The following is a 19,012-nucleotide window of genomic DNA, read 5'->3' on the forward strand; positions in this document are numbered from 1 at the left end:
CTCTTACCAGAAAGATATCAATCAAGTAGGTTATAACATTATGAGTACACAGAATCACAAGGCTCTTTTTGAAGCATTGTGGAGCGACTATTTAGCCATCACCCCCGATGCAGAAGCCATACACGAAGAATTTAAAGCGCTTGGGGATGATGTCATCATTAACGATCATATTGCCTTGCGTACATTTAATGAAGGCGCTATCAACCTAGACAATATCGGTAAACACCTGGAGCAATTCGGCTATGAAGCCGCGGGTGACTACCACTTTGAAGAAAAAAAGCTTTACGCCAAGCACTTCCAGCATACAGCAGATAACGATGCGCCTAAAATCTTCGTCAGCGAATTATTACTCGAAGAGTTTTCTGCCGAACTACAGATGTTCTGCCGTGGTTTAATCGCCGAAGCCAACTGGAATATCAAGCAACAAGGATTAAGTCTGCCTTCTCGCCCTTGGGGTAAAATTACTCGTGAAGCGTATGAGCGTTTACTTGAAGAAAGTGAATATGCTGCATGGTTAGCAGCTTTCGGCTTGCGTGCGAATCACTTTACAGTTTCTATCAACAGGCTGAAAGGTATGGATAATATCGAAAGAGTCAACCAATTCCTTAAAGATAAAGGTTTTGAGCTCAACAGCAGTGGCGGCGAAATCAAAGGCAATGAAGAAGTTTGCTTAAAGCAGAGTTCAACTATGGCCAATATCGTCGACTGGGAATTCAACGGAGGCAAACACCCTGTCCGCTCCTGTTTCTATGAGTTTGCGGAGCGCTTTCCAATGCAGAACGGCGAACTTTACCAAGGTTTTGTTGCAGCCAGCGCCGATAAGATTTTCGAATCGACTAACGCGGCTTAACTACACATAGTCATTCCCGCGCCCCAAGGGAATCGCAGGAATGACTTATATATAAATATATGGGCTGAATTAGCTAAGCCACGCCCCACCAATTTATCGCGGCAAATATTTTTTATATGTTCATTTTTTGGACGAGCAAAAACGAACCAAAAACTCGCCCAAAAATTAGGTCCTAAGGGCTTCCCTCAGGCGTCAATGTTACTAATCGAGCCGTCAAACGAAACGTCCTTGTTTCGTTTTGACTAAATTGGAGTTTCCTGCCCAGTTTGCTCGGTAACATTAACGCTTGAGGCTAATTTTTAAGGGGTAATTCGGTGCAAACTATCAGGAGCGAATGTGGATGGGTTAGCACTAATATTTCCTCTTGTATTGAGCTGAGTAGCGAAATAGAGCCAGAATATTTAATGATATGCCAAGCCTAGCGTAGGGATATCAGCTAGCTGAATTTTAAAATTAAGAAAACAAAAAACCGCCAAACGGCGGTTTTTTTTACATCAACATTTTAAAGCAATTACAGAGATTCAATTAACTCTGGAACTACTTTAAACAAATCTTCAACCAGCCCGTAATCAGCAACCTGGAAGATTGGCGCTTCTTCGTCTTTATTGATAGCGACAATCACTTTCGAGTCTTTCATTCCCGCCAAGTGTTGGATAGCGCCAGAAATACCGACAGCAATATAAAGCTCAGGTGCAACGATTTTACCTGTCTGACCGACCTGATAATCGTTTGGCACGAAACCTGCATCAACAGCAGCACGAGATGCACCAACTGCAGCGCCAAGTTTATCAGCTAGTTGCTCCAGCATTTCAAAATTTTCACCGTTACCCATACCACGGCCACCTGAAACTACGACACGAGCCGTACCTAAATCAGGGCGTTCAGATTCAGTTAGCTCTTCACCTACATAGTTGCTTAGCTCTGTATGTGAACCTGCGCTGACATTTTCGATAGACGCTGAACCACCTTCGGTAGCTAACGCATCAAATGCGGTTGCACGTACTGTGATAACTTTTTTCTTATCGTTACTTTTTACCGTAGCGATAGCATTGCCTGCATATACAGGTCGCTTAAATGTATCTTCAGACTCAACTGAAATGATGTCAGAGATCTGCTGAACGTCCAAAAGCGCTGCGATGCGTGGCATCATGTTTTTACCAAACGTTGATGCAGGAGCAAGAATGTGTGAATAGTCACCCTCTTGTGCCATAACGGCTTTTTCAACATCTTCAGCCAACAGGTGCTCAAGGAACTCAGCTTGTGCCAATAATACCTTATCAACACCCTCAGCTTTAGCTGCCTGATCGGCTACCGACTGACACTCATGGCCAGCCACCAAAACAACAGTCTCACCTTCAAGCTTTGAAGCCGCGGCAATCGTATTATAAGTTGAAGCCTGTAATTCGCTATTGTCGTGCTCTGCAATTACTAAAGTCGTCATTTAGATCACCTTTGCTTCATTCTTCAATTTATCAACCAGCTCAGCCACGTTTTCAACCTTAATACCTTCACTGCGCTCCGGTGGATTCTCAACGCTTAATGTCTCAGTACGACTGGCTGTATCAACACCTAGATCTGCTAATGCCACTTCATCTAACGGCTTGCGTTTAGCTTTCATAATGTTCGGTAAAGAGGCAAAACGCGGCTCATTCAAACGCAAATCAGTCGTTACCACGGCTGGAAGCTTCAATTCGATCGTTTGAAGACCTCCATCAATTTCACGAGTAACCTGAACCTTACCATCTTCAACATCTACTTTAGATGCGAAAGTACCTTGGCCCCAACCGAGTAATGCTGCCAACATCTGGCCAGTTTGGTTGTTATCACCATCGATTGACTGCTTACCCATCAGAACCATTTGCGGTTCTTCCTGCTCAACAACTTTCTGCAAAGTCTTGGCGACGGCCAACGGCTCAAGCGCATCTTCTGTTTTAACCAAGACAGCTTTGTCTGCGCCCAATGCCAGAGCTGTACGCAACGTTTCCTGACACTGCTGGTTACCGATAGAGACTGCAACAATCTCAGAAGCAATGCCCTGCTCTTTCAAGCGTACAGCTTCTTCAACAGCAATCTCGCAGAATGGATTCATAGACATTTTAACGTTAGCAGTTTCGACACCGCTATTGTCTGGCTTAACGCGGACTTTAACATTCGCGTCGATAACACGTTTAATTGCAACTAGAATTTTCATGAAAACCCTATCGTATGTATAATTCTTGGCAAAATAGACGACCAAAGCGCCTATCTTTTGTAAAATAGGGCGTAATGGTGACGTTTTACTGGCTCAAGGTCAATAGTTAATCGTGATTTTGAGTCCGTTTTGAGCGAATTTTAAACAATTTTAAGAGGAGATCTAGGTGGAACGCGAATTTATGGAGTTTGATGTCGTGATAGTAGGCGCCGGCCCTTCTGGCCTCTCGGCTGCTATCAAATTACGTCAACTAGCCCAAGAAAACGATCAAGAACTAATGGTTTGTGTCGTAGAGAAAGGCTCGGAAGTTGGCGCTCATATCCTGTCAGGAGCTGTGATTGAACCAAAAGCGCTTAACGAGCTTATCCCTGACTGGAAAGAAAAAGGAGCTCCCTTAAATACGAAGGTCACGGGTGATTCCATCTATCTCATGAAGGGCGAAGATAAGGCAACGAAAATCCCTAACTTTTTCGTTCCTAAAACCATGCACAACGAAGGCAACTACATTATTAGCCTGGGTAACCTCTGCCGTTGGTTGGCAGAACAAGCTGAGGCGCTAGGAGTTGAAATCTTCCCAGGATTTGCAGCAGCAGAAGTCTTATACAATGACGATGGCTCGGTTAAAGGTATCGCCACGGGGGATATGGGCATTGGCAAAGACGGTGAAAAGAAAGACGGCTACATGCCAGGCATGGAGTTACACGCTAAGTACACCTTATTTGCCGAAGGCTGTCGCGGTCATTTAGGTAAAGAACTGATTGGTAAGTTTGATCTTGATAAAGATAGTGAACCCCAACACTATGGCATCGGTATTAAAGAGCTGTGGAAAGTCCCTGCAGAACAACATCAGGAAGGTCTAGTTGTACATAGTGCTGGCTGGCCATTAAGTGAGTCAGGCTCTGCTGGCGGTGGCTTCTTATACCATATCGAAGATAACCAGGTTGCCGTTGGCTTGATTACGGATTTATCCTATTCAAACCCTCACGTCAGCCCGTTCCATGAATTTCAGCGCTTCAAGCACCAGAAAGAGATCAAAAAATTCTTACAGGATGGTGAGCGTATTTCATACGGAGCTCGAGCGATAACCAAAGGGGGCTTACAGTCACAACCTAAAATGTCGTTCCCAGGCGGTCTGTTAATCGGCGATAATGCCGGGACCCTCAACTTTGCTAAAATTAAAGGCACACATACCGCGATGAAGTCAGGTATGATTGCAGCAGAAACAATTGTAAATGCGATGAGCAAAGAACGTCGTAATGATGACCTGGTCGAGTTTGCAGATAATTACAAAGCTTCATGGGCATGGAAAGAACTACATCAACAACGTAACTTTGGCCCTGCACAACATAAATGGGGTAACTTCCTCGGCTCAGCTTATGCCTTTATAGATATCAATATCTTTAATGGCAAATTACCTTGGACCTTAAGCGATCCAGAGCCTGATTATACAACGATGAAGCCAGCCGATCAGTGCAAGAAAATTGACTACCCTAAACCGGACGGTAAATTGTCTTTTGACAGGCTCTCTTCAGTGTTTATTTCTAACACCAATCACGAAGAAGATCAGCCTGTTCACTTAAAGCTGTCGGATAACAATATTCCGATTGAAGTGAACCTGGAAAAGTATGACGAACCAGCTCAGCGCTACTGCCCTGCTGGTGTCTATGAAGTCGTTCGTGATGATGATGGCAATAACCCACAGTTTGTGATCAATGCACAAAACTGTGTTCACTGTAAGACCTGTGATATTAAAGATCCGAGCCAGAACATCACCTGGGTGACACCGGAAGGTGCCGGCGGCCCAAACTATCCAAACATGTAAGTTTGTGCCATCAAAAAAGCCTCCCAAGAAGGGAGGCTTTTTTGATTCAATAAGTCCTAGCTAATACTAGTGACTGGAATACTTCTTCTTATACCCAATACAGCGAGGATTGCTACTAGCACCGCCGGGAAGCTACCGCCACCACTCGAGTCATCTTCACCGGTACTACAATCTTCTATTGGCTCACCAGTAGGGTCAAGTCGGAATGCTCTAACTTCACCATCAACCGTACCAAACCCTACAATTTGCCCTGAATCATTAATCGCTGTTGCTTCTGTCAGTTTCCAGTCAGTATTACACGACACGAGCTCATTAAGATTCTTCATTTCACCATTTTCATGAATAAAAGCTCCGTACTCACCAATCGTTGGGCTCGAAATTAGGGCCCGACCGACGATCTGTCCACTATTATTAATATCATTTGCCCTTGAATCATTGAATCTGCTATCAAAAAAACCTAAAAATGTTGGCTCAGAGTCTCCTGCTGCCATATCAATGACAAATGCTTCTCTCTGGTTTCTAGTGTCAGGTATTTGCATACTTCCGACAACTTGGTTTAGATCATTTATCCCTTGGGCTAGCATAGCTCGTTCATTAAGCTGTGGCACTTCGACAAGTTGACCAAGATCATTTGTTGAAGCAATGAAGGATTTAATCGTTGCTTCCCCATTAACCTCAGCATCACTAAAACCTAACACGTAGTTATTATCGTTGATATCAATCAAAAAAGATTGTTTATCTGCTCCTTCAGAAAATGGCTCTACAGCACTATAGGAGTTATTTTGTCTATCGTAGACAAAGGCCCTTGTCGTAGGGTTCTCATCATCATCAGGATTGACATCAAATTTTCCCGACAAGATAATTATGTCATTATTGTTTATCCCAAAAGCAGTAACGTTACTTAGGTTTTCTAAATCAGGTAATTGACTTACAACCTCACTCTCAAAAATAACAGCGTGTTGCTGTAGAGTAACTTCCGTCGAGCCATCATCCAACTCTTTCTCTATCACTTCATTCGACAACCCCACTCCAACCATCGCATCGTTTAGGGATAAACCTTCACTAATGGTTCCTGCTTCCACAGCCCCTAAATCAATATTTCCTGCATCATCGAACAATACTGCATGGCGAACGAAATCACTTCCTCCATCCTCATTTATAGGTCCATTTGCATAACCAATAGCGATACCTGCTTCGTTAATATCTCTTGCGATACTAAAGTTCCCATCTAACCCGCCAAGGTCAACAAGTTCATAAGGAGCTGCCAGCGATGTAGAAAATACAGCAGATAAGCTAAGCGCAAGTAAGGTTTTTGTCATTGTTAACTTCATTAATTCTCTCTTCGGTCAATATTCGTCAGTTTTCTATTATGATACCGCGTCTGGCTGCGACTCTGGCTGAGCATCTTTAAATGCATCAAGCGTTAAACAATGCTGCTCAATTTCCACTAAACGAGGGTAATCGTCAAGAGGAACCTCGAACCTACGAGCATTGTACAGCTGAGACACTAAAAACACGTCAGCTAATGTCAGCTTATCTCCAAAACAAAATGGTCCTTGAGTTTTGTATTCCGCCAACATCGACTCTAACGCTTTAAAGCCTTCATGGATCCAATGTGCGTACCAAGTCAACTTCTGTTCATCACTCACCTTCAATTCACCCTTCAAGTATTGCAACACACGCAAATTATCCAATGGGTGAATATCGCAGGCAATGATTTGGCATACACTTCTGACTTTTGCCTTGAGAAAAGGTTCACTCGGAAATAGGAATGGCCCATCATAAACATCGTCCAGATATTCACAGATGGCCATAGACTGAGTCAGGAGTTTGCCATTATCGTCTAATAATGGCACTAACTCTTGAGGGTTTTTTTCAGCATATTCGGGTTTATGTTGCTCGCCTCCATCCTTAACCAAGTGGATTGGAATAACAGAGTAAGATAAGCGCTTGATATTTAAGGCAATGCGTACACGATAAGCCGCCGTAGAACGCCAGTAGCTATAAAGCTTCAACATAAACCCTCTCCTTTATTTATACTGATTATACTTCGTACTTTTCAACAACCTGGTTGATTTGACCGAAAATGCTTTGCTGATTTTCATCAAACATTTCGATCGTTACTTTGTCGCCGAACTGCATGAATGGTGTTGAAGGCTTACCATCGGCAATGATTTCCAACATGCGAACTTCCGCAAGACATGAAGAGCCTACCGAACGATCCTTGTTAGAGATAGTGCCAGAGCCAACGATACAACCAGCTGTTAGCGGACGTGTTTTTGCGGCATGGGCAACTAGCGTTGGGAAATCAAAAACCATGTCGACGCCACAGTCTGGATGACCCAGTTCTTTTTCGTTTAAGTGTGTGATTAATGGCAAGAACACTTTCTTGCCATCCCACTTATCGCCTAACTCATCTGGAGTGACCGCAACAGGCGAAAACGCAGACGACGGCTTAGACTGGAAGAAACCAAAGCCTTTCGCCAATTCACCCGGAATCAGGTTACGCAATGATACGTCATTCACAGTCATCAACAAACGAATTTCTTTTTCCGCCTGCTCAGCTGTAGCACCCATTGGAACGTCACCCGTAATGACCGCAACTTCCGCTTCCATGTCGATACCATACTCTTCACTCGCCATTTTGATATTATCACGAGGGCCTAAGAAAGCATCACTGCCGCCTTGGTACATTAGTGGGTCAGTCCAGAATGTTTCAGGCATTTCTGCGTTACGAGCCTTACGAACCAACTCAACGTGATTTACATAAGCACTGCCATCAGCCCACTGATAAGCACGCGGTAAAGGAGACTCACAAGCTCCTTGCTCAAAATCCATTACATCAACAATTTGACCGTCGTTCAATTCCTGATACGTTTTTTCTAGCTTTGGCTTGAATGCATCCCACTCATCTAAAGCAGCCTGTAACGTTTTAACGTAATCAACTTTTGTTGCTTTGGTTAAATCTTTACTGACAACCACTAGCTGGCCATCACGAGAACCGTCTCTTAACGTAGCTAATTTCATTCTACTATCCTAAATTTTTAATCTATTTTATTGCTGATACGCATTGATATGGCACCAACAACACTAAATTCAACCGCTTAGGCCAGCACTCTCATGTTGACCTGGTTCATTAATAACGAGAATCTACTACTCTGACAACACGCTTTAAACAAAACCCTGTCATGAGGACTTTCTTGCTTAGACGAGGCATTTAGCGCACGGATGTGAGGGGTGTATGCATAATACATGACTCACTGAGTACGCTAAATAACAACGTATAAGCCAGAAAAGATCATTACCCGTTATTGGGAAGCTTTCCAGCTATTGCAGTACTCTGGGTTTTCAACCCCAGCCATGGCATCACCGACTTCCAGCGCATCACGCGTATCCAGCATCACTGCCACTTCATCCGTTTCTTTCTTGGCATACTTGCGCCCTGCTTCGAAAGCTTTTGGATGTGGCCCATGAGTGAAACCTGATGGATGGAACGTTACCATGCCAGCATCAATATTATCACGACTGAAGAAGTCGCCTGCATGATAGAACAGGACTTCATCAAAATCATCGTTGTTGTGATAGAACGGTACTTTCAAGGCACCAGGATCCGATTCGATCGGTCTTGGTACAAAAGTACACACCACAAAACGACTCGCCACAAAAGTGGTATGCGCTGATGGTGGTAAGTGATAGCGGTGGGACATTAACGGACGAATATCACGCCAGTTTATACGCACCACCGACAAGTCACCGTGCCAACCGATAGCGTCTAAAGGCGAATAATTGTACTGCACACGCGATAACTGACCACGACGCTTAATTTCAACGGTCCACGGCGTATCATCCTGCTGGGCTTTGAACTTATCGTTAATGCTCGGCACATCCAGCATAGCCGGATCAAAAATGGCCTGCGGGCCTACCAGGCCTTTTTCAGGTAATTGATAGCTATCATTGGTCGCTTCAATTAGCAGCATGGTCATTGGCGCTTGTGGCTCAATACGCCACATAGTACCGCGAGGAACGACAACATAATCGCCTTCACGGATTTCCAGATGACCATAGTCACAGAATAAATCACCCTGCCCTTTATGAATAAACAGCAGTTCGTCACCATCACCATTACGAACCAGATTCAACATGGCTTCGTTACAGTTCCAGATACGGAATTTGCAATGTGCGTTGTATAGAAGGTTTTCTGCGCCCCATGGCGAGTTAGAGTTTTTATTCAACTCGTTTAAGTCATAGGCACGCGGACGCAACGGTCCTTCCCACTTTTCCCATGCAGTAGGTGGGTGCTTGTGGTGGAAGTGAGCCGTTGGACCGAAGAAACCACTTCGGCCCGCTTCACGCTCATACGGCGCCTCTTCAGGCAGATCCGCATGAGCCTGGCGAGAAATGGTTCCTTCCTTATGAGGGAAAGCAATCCATTTACGCATCTTAAATTACTCCACGTTTTTGCTGATCCAGCTCGATAGATTCGAATAGCGCTTTAAAGTTACCTTCGCCGAAGCCCTGGTTACCTTTACGCTGAATGATTTCAAAGAAAATTGGACCAATCACAGTGTTAGTAAAGATTTGTAGCAAAATACCTTCCTCGTGCTCAAGAGAGCCATCGATCAAGATGCGGTTCTTACGAAGTTCCTCTACGTCCTCATGGTGCTTGGGAATACGGCGTGGGATCATATCGTAATAGGTATCTGGCGTATCCATAAAGTCCATACCACCGTCACGAAGCTTTTCAATCGTGCCGTAGATATCATCTGTGGCCAATGCGATATGCTGGATGCCTTCACCATTGTACTCTTTCAAGAACTCTTCGATTTGTGACTTATCGTCTGCAGACTCGTTGATAGGGATACGCAGCTTATTACATGGACCTGTCATCGCCTTAGAGAATAAGCCAGTTTGCTTACCTTCAATATCGAAGTAACGAATCTCACGGAAGTTAGCGATGTTTTCATAGAAAGTTGCCCACACGTCCATACCACCACGCTTCACATTGTGTGTCAGGTGATCAAGTGTGTGCAAGCCCATACCAGCAGGGAACCTCTCAACGCCTTCGTAGAAGTCAAAGTCAGCATCATAAATGTTGTTTTCTTTGCCCCACTTATCAACGAAATACAATACCGAGCCACCGATACCATAAACGCCTGGGTGCGAGTTATGCTCATCTTTATCAAATGGCTTAGCACCTTTCTCTACAGCATACTCAAATGCCTTCTGAGCATCTTCCACACGCCATGCCATTGCACATGCACATGGACCGTGCGACTGGCTAAACTCATTAAAGTAACCTTCTGACTCACCGTTTACTAAGAAGTTGATATCGCCCTGGCGATACAAAAACACTTCTTTTGATTTATGTTTAGCAACTTCGGTAAAACCTAATAGCTCAAATAGCTCTTTTAACTTCTTCACGCCAGCTGCGTCAGGCGCAGAATATTCAACAAACTCAAAACCATCAGTTCCAAGGGGATTAAACGTTGTATCAGTCATTTTATAAACTCCTCAATTTTCGAGGTGGAATTACTTACCTTTTGATCCAGCTCACTCGGTGTCATATTTCAATATTGTTTAAACTACCGAACAGTTCGCCACTTATTGATCAAAAGACCTAAATGTTAGTAGCAGGTATTCCTACGCTTTGCTCCACTGAGCGCGTATTTGTGCCGCAACGATAAACGTTGGGATGAGTTGTTTATTAAGATTCAATAACATATAACCAAGTTTTAAAGCAATATCAAAGCTTTAGTTATCCCCATATTATGCAACAGCCCGCGACATTTCACAATCTCGCGGGCTGCAAAATGGAATTTTGAAAACTAGCTAGCTTTCTGTTCTTCCTTTGGTGGGTATAAAGGTTCACGTAAGCCAAGACGCTTGGCTTCTTTTACCATACCCATGACATCACCGTTAGCCAAATCGAACAACTGCTTAAAGTCGTCAATAACAAAATATTTCGGCTGCATGATATCAATACGGTATGGCGTACGTAACATTTCGACTGGGTCAAAAGGAGCACGAATAACGTCAGGATCCTCCAGACTGTGTGGCGTTTCACCAATCGATGACAAGATACCGCCACCGTAAATGCGTCGGCCTTCTGCCGTATTAATCAGGCCAAACTCAACGGTAAACCAGTAAAGACGGGCCAAATAAACCCGGTCTTCTTTGCTCGCTTCATAGCCAAGCTTACCGTAAGCTGCTGTAAATTCAGCAAAATACGGGTTAGTTAGCATCGCCGTATGACCATAGATTTCATGAAACACATCGGGTTCTTGCAGATAATCCATCTCTTCACGAGTACGGATAAAGGTCGCACAGGGGAATTTCTTATCGGCTAAGAGCGCAAAAAACTTATCAAAGTTAATTAACGCTGGAACCCAGGCCACTTCCCAGCCCGTTTCTTTGCGCAGGACGCTGGACACTTCTTCCAGCTGTGGAATACGATCGTTGGGAAGGTTAATTTTTTCAAGACCTTCGAAATACTCAGGGCAGGCACGACCTTGGATCAGCTTTTCCTGACGAGCCATAAGCTCGCTCCAAATCTGATGCTCTTCGTCTGTGTAATGAATAAAACCATCATCGTCCATCGGACGCGCTTTATACTTTGTACCTTTAGCCATAAACCTACCTAAATATTTTTGTGACTGAATACTATTATACCGTATCAGGAGCAATTCTTCAGTTGAACGCCCCCTCAAAGGCGCACACATTATTACAGCTCATATAATAAAAACAAGTAAAATCCACTGGATAAACCAGATTCAAAGAGTTATATCGTTTGCAAGTTCAAAGCACTCGTATTAAATTAAGAAATAGTTATCACTTTTTTCAAATAAACTGCGAAATGTTTGATAATTACTCAAGATCTTACATTTCTTTACTCAACTCAGCGCTTAGTTGATACATAATGGATACACATTCTCGTTTAAGGATAAAACAGGGACCTCTGATCGTGATAAAAAACGCTTTAGTCATCATATTTTCAGTAGCTTTAACCAGCTTGACGCTTCCCAGCCAAGCTATCAATAGCCCCGAACAGCTAACCTTTCTGGCAGCGGAAAAAGCTTTTTCAAAAGGCGACTTAAAAACTTATTCAAAACTAAAGAAAGCGCTAAAAAACTACCCTCTCTATCCATATCTAGAATATAAAGAGCTACTCAAAAAGCTTGACGCAAAGCACCGTAAGGATATTGATGGGTTCATCAGCAAATACAGCAGCTCCCCTCTCGCCGATCGTCTGAAGTACCGTTTTATTCACCAGCTTGCAAACCAAAAAAAGTTCAAGCTGATGCAACAGTATTATGAGTATGGTGATAATGCCCGTCTTGATTGCTTACTCCTTGAAGACCAACTGAAAAATGGCACTTCTGTCAAAAACATTGCCAATAAAATTGAAGATCTCTGGAGCGTACCGAAATCCCAGCACAAAGCCTGTGATCCGGTTTTTAAGCGCTGGATGGACAAGAACCTGTTGTCAGATACCGTTGCCTATCATCGCTTTTATCGCACCGCTCATGACGGCTCTGTTGGTTTGCTTAAGTACCTCGAACGCTTCTTGCCAAGAGAGCAGCAGTATATTGCCGACCTGTGGATCCGAGTAAAGAAGAATCCGGGAGTTGTTAATCGCCGTAGCTTTTTCCCAGGCAAAGATCCTAATCTGGAAGCCCCAATTCTGGTTTACGCCATTAAACGTCTGGCCTGGGGTGATCGAGATCGAGCACACCGTGTATGGCAGCATACAAAAAACCGAATACCATTAGCTCAAGATCACCTGGATGAGGTTGAGCGGACATTATTTTTGGCATTAGCCACTGAGAATAATGACAAGGCGTTAAAGTGGTTGGATAATAAAAACCTGGATCGGTTTATCACCGACGATCTGGTCAATCATTGGAAACTTGCCGTATTACTGCGCAATGAACGCTGGAATGATATCCGCCGCTTGCATGAGCTGCTTCCAGCCGATCAGAAGAACAGTAACCAATGGCAATACTGGAATGCTATTGCACAGGAAAAAACTGGCCAGCTAAAAGAATCGGCCTTAACCTTAAAGTTACTGGCGGAAAAGCGTGACTACTATGGCTACCTGGCAGCCTCTAAACTCAAGCAACCATTAAAACTTAATCATAACCCCGTGAAAATACCCGGGGAGGTTTTCAAACGAGTCAAACAAAGCGACAACGTTCAACGTGCAAAAGAGCTGTTTGAGCTGGAGCGATACATTAATGCCAGCAGAGAGTGGCGTAAACAATTAAAACAGATGAATTCTAGTAGCGAAATACAGGCTGCATCCAAAATAGCTCACTCCTGGGGCTGGTATAATCAGGCGATTATCACCATTGCCAAATCAGGGTACTGGGATGATACGGAGATCCGCTTCCCAACAGCCTTTAAGGATAGCTACATCAAAATGGCCAAGAAAGTCAATCTACCGCCACAATGGTTGATGGGGGTATCACGTCAGGAAAGCGCCTACGGTCCACTGGCAGTATCACCTGCCGGTGCGTACGGGCTGATGCAGGTCATGCCTTCAACAGCCAAGGCTTATTCTAGAAAGTTTAAAATACCTTATAGTTCGCGCAGAGACTTACTCAAGCCACATGTCAATATTGAGATGGGTAGCCGCTATCTGGAGTTACGAAATAAGCAGATGGGGAACAACCCCATCTATGCATCTGCAGCTTATAACGCAGGAAAACATCGTATCGATTTATGGAAAGAGTTCGGCCGGCACTCGACCGATATCTGGATAGAAAGTATTCCTTATACAGAAACGCGCGACTACATAAAAAAGGTCATGACCTATCGTGCCATCTATGCCCTGAAACTTGGCATTGATGATAATATTTTTAATTATATTTTAGCGTCAGAAACAGGTGGCGATGAGACTTGTAGTTATGTAGCTGATACCAGTAGTAATTCTGCCGCCAGTTGCTAATACGTAAAAACTGATGGGGGAATATTAATCTCCCCATCAGCTTTCAGCTCTAACGAGCCAATAGCTCCTTACTATGTTATTAAAAATACCTCTCAAAAGTCAGCGAGATATAGTCATCATTGCGGAAAGGATATAACTGACTTTCAAATGGGTTTTGCTCGTTGTCTACAGAAAAAAGTCGCGCTTCAAGAATCACTTTCCAGTCATCTCCTAAGCGTCGGCTGGCTTCCAAGTTTAAAAACCTCTGCCCCTCTCCCTGAGAATAGACCAATAATGCTTCTGTCGACTGAATATCATTCATCGCCAGGCGAAAGCCGGCCACAGCAACATCATGCTGTTCGAAACCGCCGGGAAGATTATCACGCGAATCATGCTGATACTCGACAATCATACCCAAGTCGGCTCCACTGTCCGTAATACCAAAGAAGGTATACTCCAGACCACCAACCGCAGCCCAGTAACGATCCTCACTAAACCCAGAGCGCGTCATGGCTTCTAACTTCCAGAGCCAGGCACCTTTGGTCGCCTGAACATCTAACGCGGTTTGATCGATGGTTACGTATAAGGGTCTGAGCGTTGGCTGTAGAGGGTTGCTTGAGTTAACCACAAACAAGGGTTCACGACTGGTACCCGAAAAGTGCGATAAACCAATATCCCAATCCCCGATCCAGCGTGACCACCGAATTGCTGCATCAAGATGCTGCTTACCGTCTTCATCTGCATAAATAGGGTTGTCTTCATCAATAGTTAATGGGAAGCGGAAACGCCCACCTTCATCAGCAAAGGTTCTTTCACGAAATCCTGGCAGCAGGAATAACTCAAGGTAACCAAAGCCCTGCTCTGTAGATAGCGTTAGCATCTGTTGCCCCAGCTTGTCTTCACCGTCAATATTTTCGACGAAATCCGTCTGGTTTATCACATCCACCAAATGTTGAGACTCGGCAACGCCCCAGAACACTTTGCTAACACCAACTTTCAACTCCCAGTCATTTCCAACGTAACGCACCATCAATTCTCGGATATCAGCATGCGTCCGCTCGTCATCCAGACTGTCCCAGCGAAAGAATGGTTTAAACACGATACTCCAATCAGAGTCCTGCCAGCGATGGTAGAACTCAGGTTCTGCCGCCAGTGCAAACTCTGATTGCTTTTGTCCAAAATCCCCTTCCTCGAAGAAGTACCGTCCCTCGGTTGATACCACACCACTCCATTCTGCTGCATCACTGGAAGTAGTAACCAGAACTAAAAACCCACCTAACATCAGGCAAGAAATAAAACGTTTGAATCCTTGAATTATCACCACACATACCGTTTGGTCTGTTGTTTTGGCGTATTGTATGTAAAAGGAAGAACAATTACTACCAACGATAAAATGACTGCCTAAAAAAATCTGAACCAATAGACAAACTACAGGCACGATTCGTACATTTTTTATACCGATATGGTAATCTAAACACTACTAAAAGTAGCTGATACAAGAATGGCTACTGGGAGGTTTTATGGGACAAACCATTAATCCAGAAAGAGGTCAGTGGTATAAAAGGCTTGATTTAGATGCTAGTTTTGAAGTCGTGGCAATAGATCGCGACGAAGAATGTATTGAAATTCAATACTATAGTGGCGAGATAGAAGAAATCGACCAAGCCAGTTGGGAGTTATTAGAACTCTCGCCCATCGCTCCACCGGATAACTGGTCTGGAGCATACGAAACGGATAGCCGAGTCGAAATCGAAGCCCAAGCCGACTCACTTGAGTCTGCCCTGAGCTTGATGGATGCTAAAAATTATTAAATACTTGAAGCTTTTGTTAATCATAATATCGAACGAAGATAGCAGCCTGATAAAAGCTACCAAGCGACTTGCGCCTGCACAATAACACTCTGCCAAATATCTATAATCTCATCCCTGTTCATATCCCCTTAGGTTTTACATACAAATCAATTAGTTGAGGTCATTGGACAAGAGGAGATCAATTAGGTACATTCAGAAACAATAACTATAACAGCAAACCCAGTATTCAGTTTTGGTTTGTGTGCCTATTGATAGGATCAAGGTTTGAAACACATAAAGTTCACTCGTCAGTTTAATATTGCCTACGCACTAATGTTTTTTGTTGTGTTAACGACGGTGAATTATATTTTCTATAAATATCAGGAAGCTTCGCATATAAACCAGCAAAATAAACTGTGTGAGCTCATCATCTCCAGCTTTACTCCTGGTTTGGAGTATGGTCTAAGCTTCGGCAATAAAACGGACCTGGAACATACGCTTTACCCGTTACGCAATAACCCAGATATTGCATTTGTTCGGGTTGTTGATAATCAGGAGACCATAGTGTCTCAGGTCGACAACCGCGGTCTGATTGGTATTTCGCAGGATGTCAAACTAACCACTTTGAACAGTGACATTATCCAAACTTTAGGTAGCGGCATCCAATCCGAATTTCCCAGCCAGTTAATCAAAAATCAGGAAAGTTCGGACCGAAAGCTGGGGCAGATACAGATAGCAGCCACACCATTTAGCTATAGCCGTTTTAATGACGGCGTCACCCAGTGGACAATCAATCTCGCTCTTGCTCTACCCATGATACTGTTTTGGGTTTATTTACAGGTCAGGCAGGCACATCAGAGAAGAATAGTTAAAAAACTGATCGATATCCTTAACGAGTCTAAGGGCTATAAGGAGTTTAAAAGTAACTTAAAAACAGCTGAAGGCTCGGAATTGTTACAGGCCGTTGAGCAACAGGTAATCAGAACTCAAAACCTAAGGCATCAGCTTAACTTGCTAAAGTCAGAGGTGCAGCAGGCACGACTCGATGCAAATACTGAACTTCATGAGTTTATTGGTTTTATTACCCAGCAAAACTTTAACAGCTCAATCAATAACCTGATGCTCTTTTACGACATCATTAAGCAACCAGTCAACAAAGAGCGGGATGCCGTCTGGTGCCGGGATCTTATTGCTCAGACATTAACCGAACTGTCTAACGATGCAAAAGCTGAACAGACGTTAATACAAGACTCGTTTAGCGGGAATCGTATGAATTATCAGGTTCATACGGATGCTAAAGCCTTTAAACAAATGCTCAGACTATTGCTACAACAACTTATCCATATCTGTAAAGGCCACTCTCTCAATGTGCACTTTGATTTGAGGCAGGACTATCAGGATAAAGCGGTTTTGCGTATCTCTTTTGCCTCCAAGTCACAAGAGTTTATCGAGGCCGTAAAGGCGCAAAGCCTGTTTCAGTTTGAAGAAGAGTTACCCGTTTCTGTCTCCAGTAATAATATTCAGCTGATCTCCGCCAAGCATATCCTTAGAAAGTTTGGTGGCGAATTTTTCTACCTCAATGAAGAGTTTCGATTTGAATTACCGGTAACCACTCTGGACTTACCCGATAATAAGATCCAGCCAGAACCGATCAATCCACTTAGCGTTAAGTTATCGGTATTAGTTTATGATTCCGATCCCATCGATAAAATGGTGCTGATTGGTTACCTCAATAAACTTGGAGCTGAAGTCGATAAAGCAACAACAAAACAGGTCGTGCTGCAAAAATTACGTCATGATAACTATGATGTCATCTTGGTTAACTCAGACTTTATAACAGAAGATCCGGCCTTTTCTTTTAAAAACTTTTTAGCGGAAATCGAGCAGCTGGAAGTTCGTCCTCAGATAATTATTATCAGTCATGACTATTCAATAACGGAGTCGGATATCTTCCAGCAACTGCAAGCGGCCAAGTTTATTACTAAGCCGGTCGATCCCAAAAAACTTGCTCGAGTATTAAGCTCGCTGTAGCTTTGTCATACTCTCCTTAAAGGATTCGATAATACGCTCTTCTGCATGATGAGCGCCCTGCTCGACCAGCTTGATGCCGTTCACCCATACAGAGGCAATAGTATCGGTATCAGCCTGGTTGAAAATAAAAGCATCCAGTAACTGCTCTTTTGACTTTCCGACAAACACCAGCGAATCCGTATTAAGCTCTAAAAAGTTAGCTTTATGACCAATGGCGATCTGTCCGACCGGTTGCTGCAAACTCTGCGCACCACCTTGAGCCGCCTGAGTCCATAACCAATTCCCTGTCGAACTATTTGCACCATCGACAAGAACCGTTCGAGAGCGCTCTCGTAGTCGTTGCTGGTATTCCAACCAACGTAATTCTTCCGTTGCGTTAACTGAGATATGACTATCGCTGCCTACTGACCAGCGCCCTTGCTGTGACTTATAGTCGAGCATGGGGAAGAAACCATCGCCTAAATTAGCTTCAGTTGTGGTACAAATAGAAACCACCGCTTTTGAATCTGCTATCGAAGTCACCTCTTCCGGAGTTAGATGTGTTGCGTGCACCAGACACCAGGTTTCATCGGGCGATAAATGATTATACAGCCACTCCACCGGACGTTCGCCATAATGCGCGATGCAGTCATCAACTTCTTTGGTTTGTTCGGCGATATGAATATGAACAGGAGCAGTTGTTGACTGAGAGCGCAACGCCTTAACTGCAAATTCTAAATCTTCCCTGGCAACAGCTCTTAGTGAATGCGGTGCGATACCGTAGCTTTGATTATACTCAGAGGCCAATAAGTGTACCTGCTCCAACAAGCGCCCGTATGCATCTTGCGAATGAATAAAACGTTTTTGACCGTCAGTCGGATCCCGTGGTCCAAAACCACTGTAACGGTAAAACACAGGGAGCAAGGTCACATCTATCCCACTGTTGTTTCCAGCCTCAAAAATCTGCATCGACATTTCAGCCGGATTCTCATAAAAACTACCGGTTTTGTCATGATGCAAGTAGTGAAACTCACCAACAGAAGTATAACCCGCTTTAAGCATCTGCATATAGAGCGCACTGGCAATATGGTTTAAATCTTCCGGGGCGATGTTTTCGACAAAACCATACATGGCTTTGCGCCAGGTCCAGAAGCTGTCCTTCGTTTCTCCACTCGCTTCACCAAGGCCGGCCATCGCCCACTGAAACGCATGTGAATGATTATTAACCATCCCCGGAATCACCGCACCTTCAATCACTTTGCCACTAAAATTAGCTGGTTTTGCCGTTTGTGGTTTAATTTTGGTGATAACCCCATTAGAATCGTGTTGCAATAACACATTCTCCTGCCAACCATCGGCCAATAATATTGATTTTGCATAAATCTGCTGCGGGTGAATACTTGTCATGATATTTGGAATAGTA

General features: G+C 43.9%; 15 protein-coding genes. 5 read left to right on the top strand and 10 right to left on the bottom strand.

Annotation, left to right across the window (positions count from 1 at the left end; genetic code table 11):
* Positions 1–40: 40 nt before the first annotated feature.
* On the top strand, positions 41–850 hold the full coding sequence (locus tag H7708_RS02900) for a DUF1338 domain-containing protein (protein WP_223668969.1): 810 nt from the start codon (positions 41–43) through the stop codon (positions 848–850).
* Between the two features lie 511 nt (positions 851–1,361).
* On the opposite strand, the gene H7708_RS02905 is transcribed toward H7708_RS02900, so the two are convergent.
* Both H7708_RS02905 and H7708_RS02910 read right to left on the bottom strand, forming a co-directional pair.
* Positions 1,362–2,291 (bottom strand): electron transfer flavoprotein subunit alpha/FixB family protein, encoded by a 930-nt coding sequence (locus H7708_RS02905; RefSeq protein WP_223668970.1) that lies wholly within the window; start codon positions 2,289–2,291, stop codon positions 1,362–1,364.
* Positions 2,292–3,041, bottom strand: coding sequence for an electron transfer flavoprotein subunit beta/FixA family protein (locus tag H7708_RS02910; RefSeq protein ID WP_223668971.1), 750 nt, complete (start codon positions 3,039–3,041; stop codon positions 2,292–2,294).
* Between the two features lie 166 nt (positions 3,042–3,207).
* On the opposite strand from H7708_RS02910, the gene H7708_RS02915 reads away from it, so the two are divergent.
* Positions 3,208–4,863, top strand: coding sequence for an electron transfer flavoprotein-ubiquinone oxidoreductase (locus H7708_RS02915; RefSeq protein WP_223668972.1), 1,656 nt, complete (start codon positions 3,208–3,210; stop codon positions 4,861–4,863).
* 56 nt (positions 4,864–4,919) lie between these two features.
* On the opposite strand, the gene H7708_RS02920 is transcribed toward H7708_RS02915, so the two are convergent.
* From H7708_RS02920 to phhA, 6 genes are all read right to left on the bottom strand, one after another.
* Positions 4,920–6,194 carry a DUF3466 family protein gene (locus H7708_RS02920; protein ID WP_223668973.1) on the bottom strand — a complete coding sequence of 425 codons (1,275 nt, stop codon included), beginning with the start codon at positions 6,192–6,194 and terminating at the stop codon, positions 4,920–4,922.
* Between the two features lie 36 nt (positions 6,195–6,230).
* Entirely contained in the window at positions 6,231–6,881 is a 651-nt protein-coding gene (gene maiA / locus H7708_RS02925) for a maleylacetoacetate isomerase (RefSeq protein ID WP_223668974.1), read from the bottom strand.
* 25 nt (positions 6,882–6,906) lie between these two features.
* Positions 6,907–7,890 (bottom strand): fumarylacetoacetate hydrolase family protein, encoded by a 984-nt coding sequence (locus H7708_RS02930; protein WP_223668975.1) that lies wholly within the window; start codon positions 7,888–7,890, stop codon positions 6,907–6,909.
* A gap of 281 nt (positions 7,891–8,171) precedes the next feature.
* On the bottom strand, positions 8,172–9,302 hold the full coding sequence (locus H7708_RS02935; RefSeq protein ID WP_223668976.1) for a homogentisate 1,2-dioxygenase: 1,131 nt from the start codon (positions 9,300–9,302) through the stop codon (positions 8,172–8,174).
* Between the two features lies 1 nt (position 9,303).
* Entirely contained in the window at positions 9,304–10,362 is a 1,059-nt protein-coding gene (gene hppD / locus H7708_RS02940; protein ID WP_223668977.1) for a 4-hydroxyphenylpyruvate dioxygenase, read from the bottom strand.
* A 326-nt stretch (positions 10,363–10,688) separates the two neighbouring features.
* On the bottom strand, positions 10,689–11,492 hold the full coding sequence (gene phhA, locus H7708_RS02945) for a phenylalanine 4-monooxygenase (protein WP_223668978.1): 804 nt from the start codon (positions 11,490–11,492) through the stop codon (positions 10,689–10,691).
* A gap of 332 nt (positions 11,493–11,824) precedes the next feature.
* On the opposite strand from phhA, the gene H7708_RS02950 reads away from it, so the two are divergent.
* Positions 11,825–13,810, top strand: a complete 1,986-nt coding sequence (locus H7708_RS02950) for a transglycosylase SLT domain-containing protein (protein WP_223668979.1) — start codon at positions 11,825–11,827, stop codon at positions 13,808–13,810.
* 79 nt (positions 13,811–13,889) lie between these two features.
* Here the strand turns inward: H7708_RS02950 and H7708_RS02955 are convergent, their stop codons facing one another.
* Complete coding sequence (locus H7708_RS02955; RefSeq protein ID WP_223668980.1) at positions 13,890–15,110, bottom strand: hypothetical protein; 1,221 nt, start codon at positions 15,108–15,110, stop codon at positions 13,890–13,892.
* Positions 15,111–15,309: 199 nt separating this feature from the next.
* Here H7708_RS02955 and H7708_RS02960 point away from each other — a divergent pair, with 199 nt between their 5' ends.
* Positions 15,310–15,600 (top strand): DUF6763 family protein, encoded by a 291-nt coding sequence (locus H7708_RS02960; RefSeq protein WP_223668981.1) that lies wholly within the window; start codon positions 15,310–15,312, stop codon positions 15,598–15,600.
* A 264-nt stretch (positions 15,601–15,864) separates the two neighbouring features.
* The gene (locus H7708_RS02965) at positions 15,865–17,610 is read left to right on the top strand and encodes a response regulator (protein WP_223668982.1); all 1,746 of its coding nucleotides are present in this window, start codon (positions 15,865–15,867) and stop codon (positions 17,608–17,610) included.
* Here H7708_RS02965 and H7708_RS02970 read toward each other — a convergent pair.
* Positions 17,596–18,996: a formimidoylglutamate deiminase gene (locus tag H7708_RS02970; protein WP_223668983.1), complete on the bottom strand. Its 1,401-nt coding sequence runs from the start codon at positions 18,994–18,996 to the stop codon at positions 17,596–17,598. The genes H7708_RS02965 and H7708_RS02970 overlap by 15 nt on opposite strands.
* Between the last annotated feature and the right edge of the window lie 16 nt (positions 18,997–19,012).

The organism is Kangiella shandongensis (assembly GCF_020005365.1).
In the GTDB taxonomy this organism is placed as follows: Bacteria; Pseudomonadota; Gammaproteobacteria; order Enterobacterales; family Kangiellaceae; genus Kangiella; species Kangiella shandongensis.

What these genes read in the sequence shown, in the direction of transcription:
- H7708_RS02900 (WP_223668969.1), top strand. Translation starts at nt 41, where the DNA reads ATGAGTACACAGAATCACAAGGCTCTTTTTGAAGCATTGTGGAGCGAC.
- H7708_RS02905 (WP_223668970.1), bottom strand. Translation starts at nt 2,291, where the DNA reads ATGACGACTTTAGTAATTGCAGAGCACGACAATAGCGAATTACAGGCT.
- H7708_RS02910 (WP_223668971.1), bottom strand. Translation starts at nt 3,041, where the DNA reads ATGAAAATTCTAGTTGCAATTAAACGTGTTATCGACGCGAATGTTAAA.
- H7708_RS02920 (WP_223668973.1), bottom strand. Translation starts at nt 6,194, where the DNA reads ATGAAGTTAACAATGACAAAAACCTTACTTGCGCTTAGCTTATCTGCT.
- maiA (WP_223668974.1), bottom strand. Translation starts at nt 6,881, where the DNA reads ATGTTGAAGCTTTATAGCTACTGGCGTTCTACGGCGGCTTATCGTGTA.
- H7708_RS02930 (WP_223668975.1), bottom strand. Translation starts at nt 7,890, where the DNA reads ATGAAATTAGCTACGTTAAGAGACGGTTCTCGTGATGGCCAGCTAGTG.
- H7708_RS02935 (WP_223668976.1), bottom strand. Translation starts at nt 9,302, where the DNA reads ATGCGTAAATGGATTGCTTTCCCTCATAAGGAAGGAACCATTTCTCGC.
- hppD (WP_223668977.1), bottom strand. Translation starts at nt 10,362, where the DNA reads ATGACTGATACAACGTTTAATCCCCTTGGAACTGATGGTTTTGAGTTT.
- phhA (WP_223668978.1), bottom strand. Translation starts at nt 11,492, where the DNA reads ATGGCTAAAGGTACAAAGTATAAAGCGCGTCCGATGGACGATGATGGT.
- H7708_RS02960 (WP_223668981.1), top strand. Translation starts at nt 15,310, where the DNA reads ATGGGACAAACCATTAATCCAGAAAGAGGTCAGTGGTATAAAAGGCTT.
- H7708_RS02970 (WP_223668983.1), bottom strand. Translation starts at nt 18,996, where the DNA reads ATGACAAGTATTCACCCGCAGCAGATTTATGCAAAATCAATATTATTG.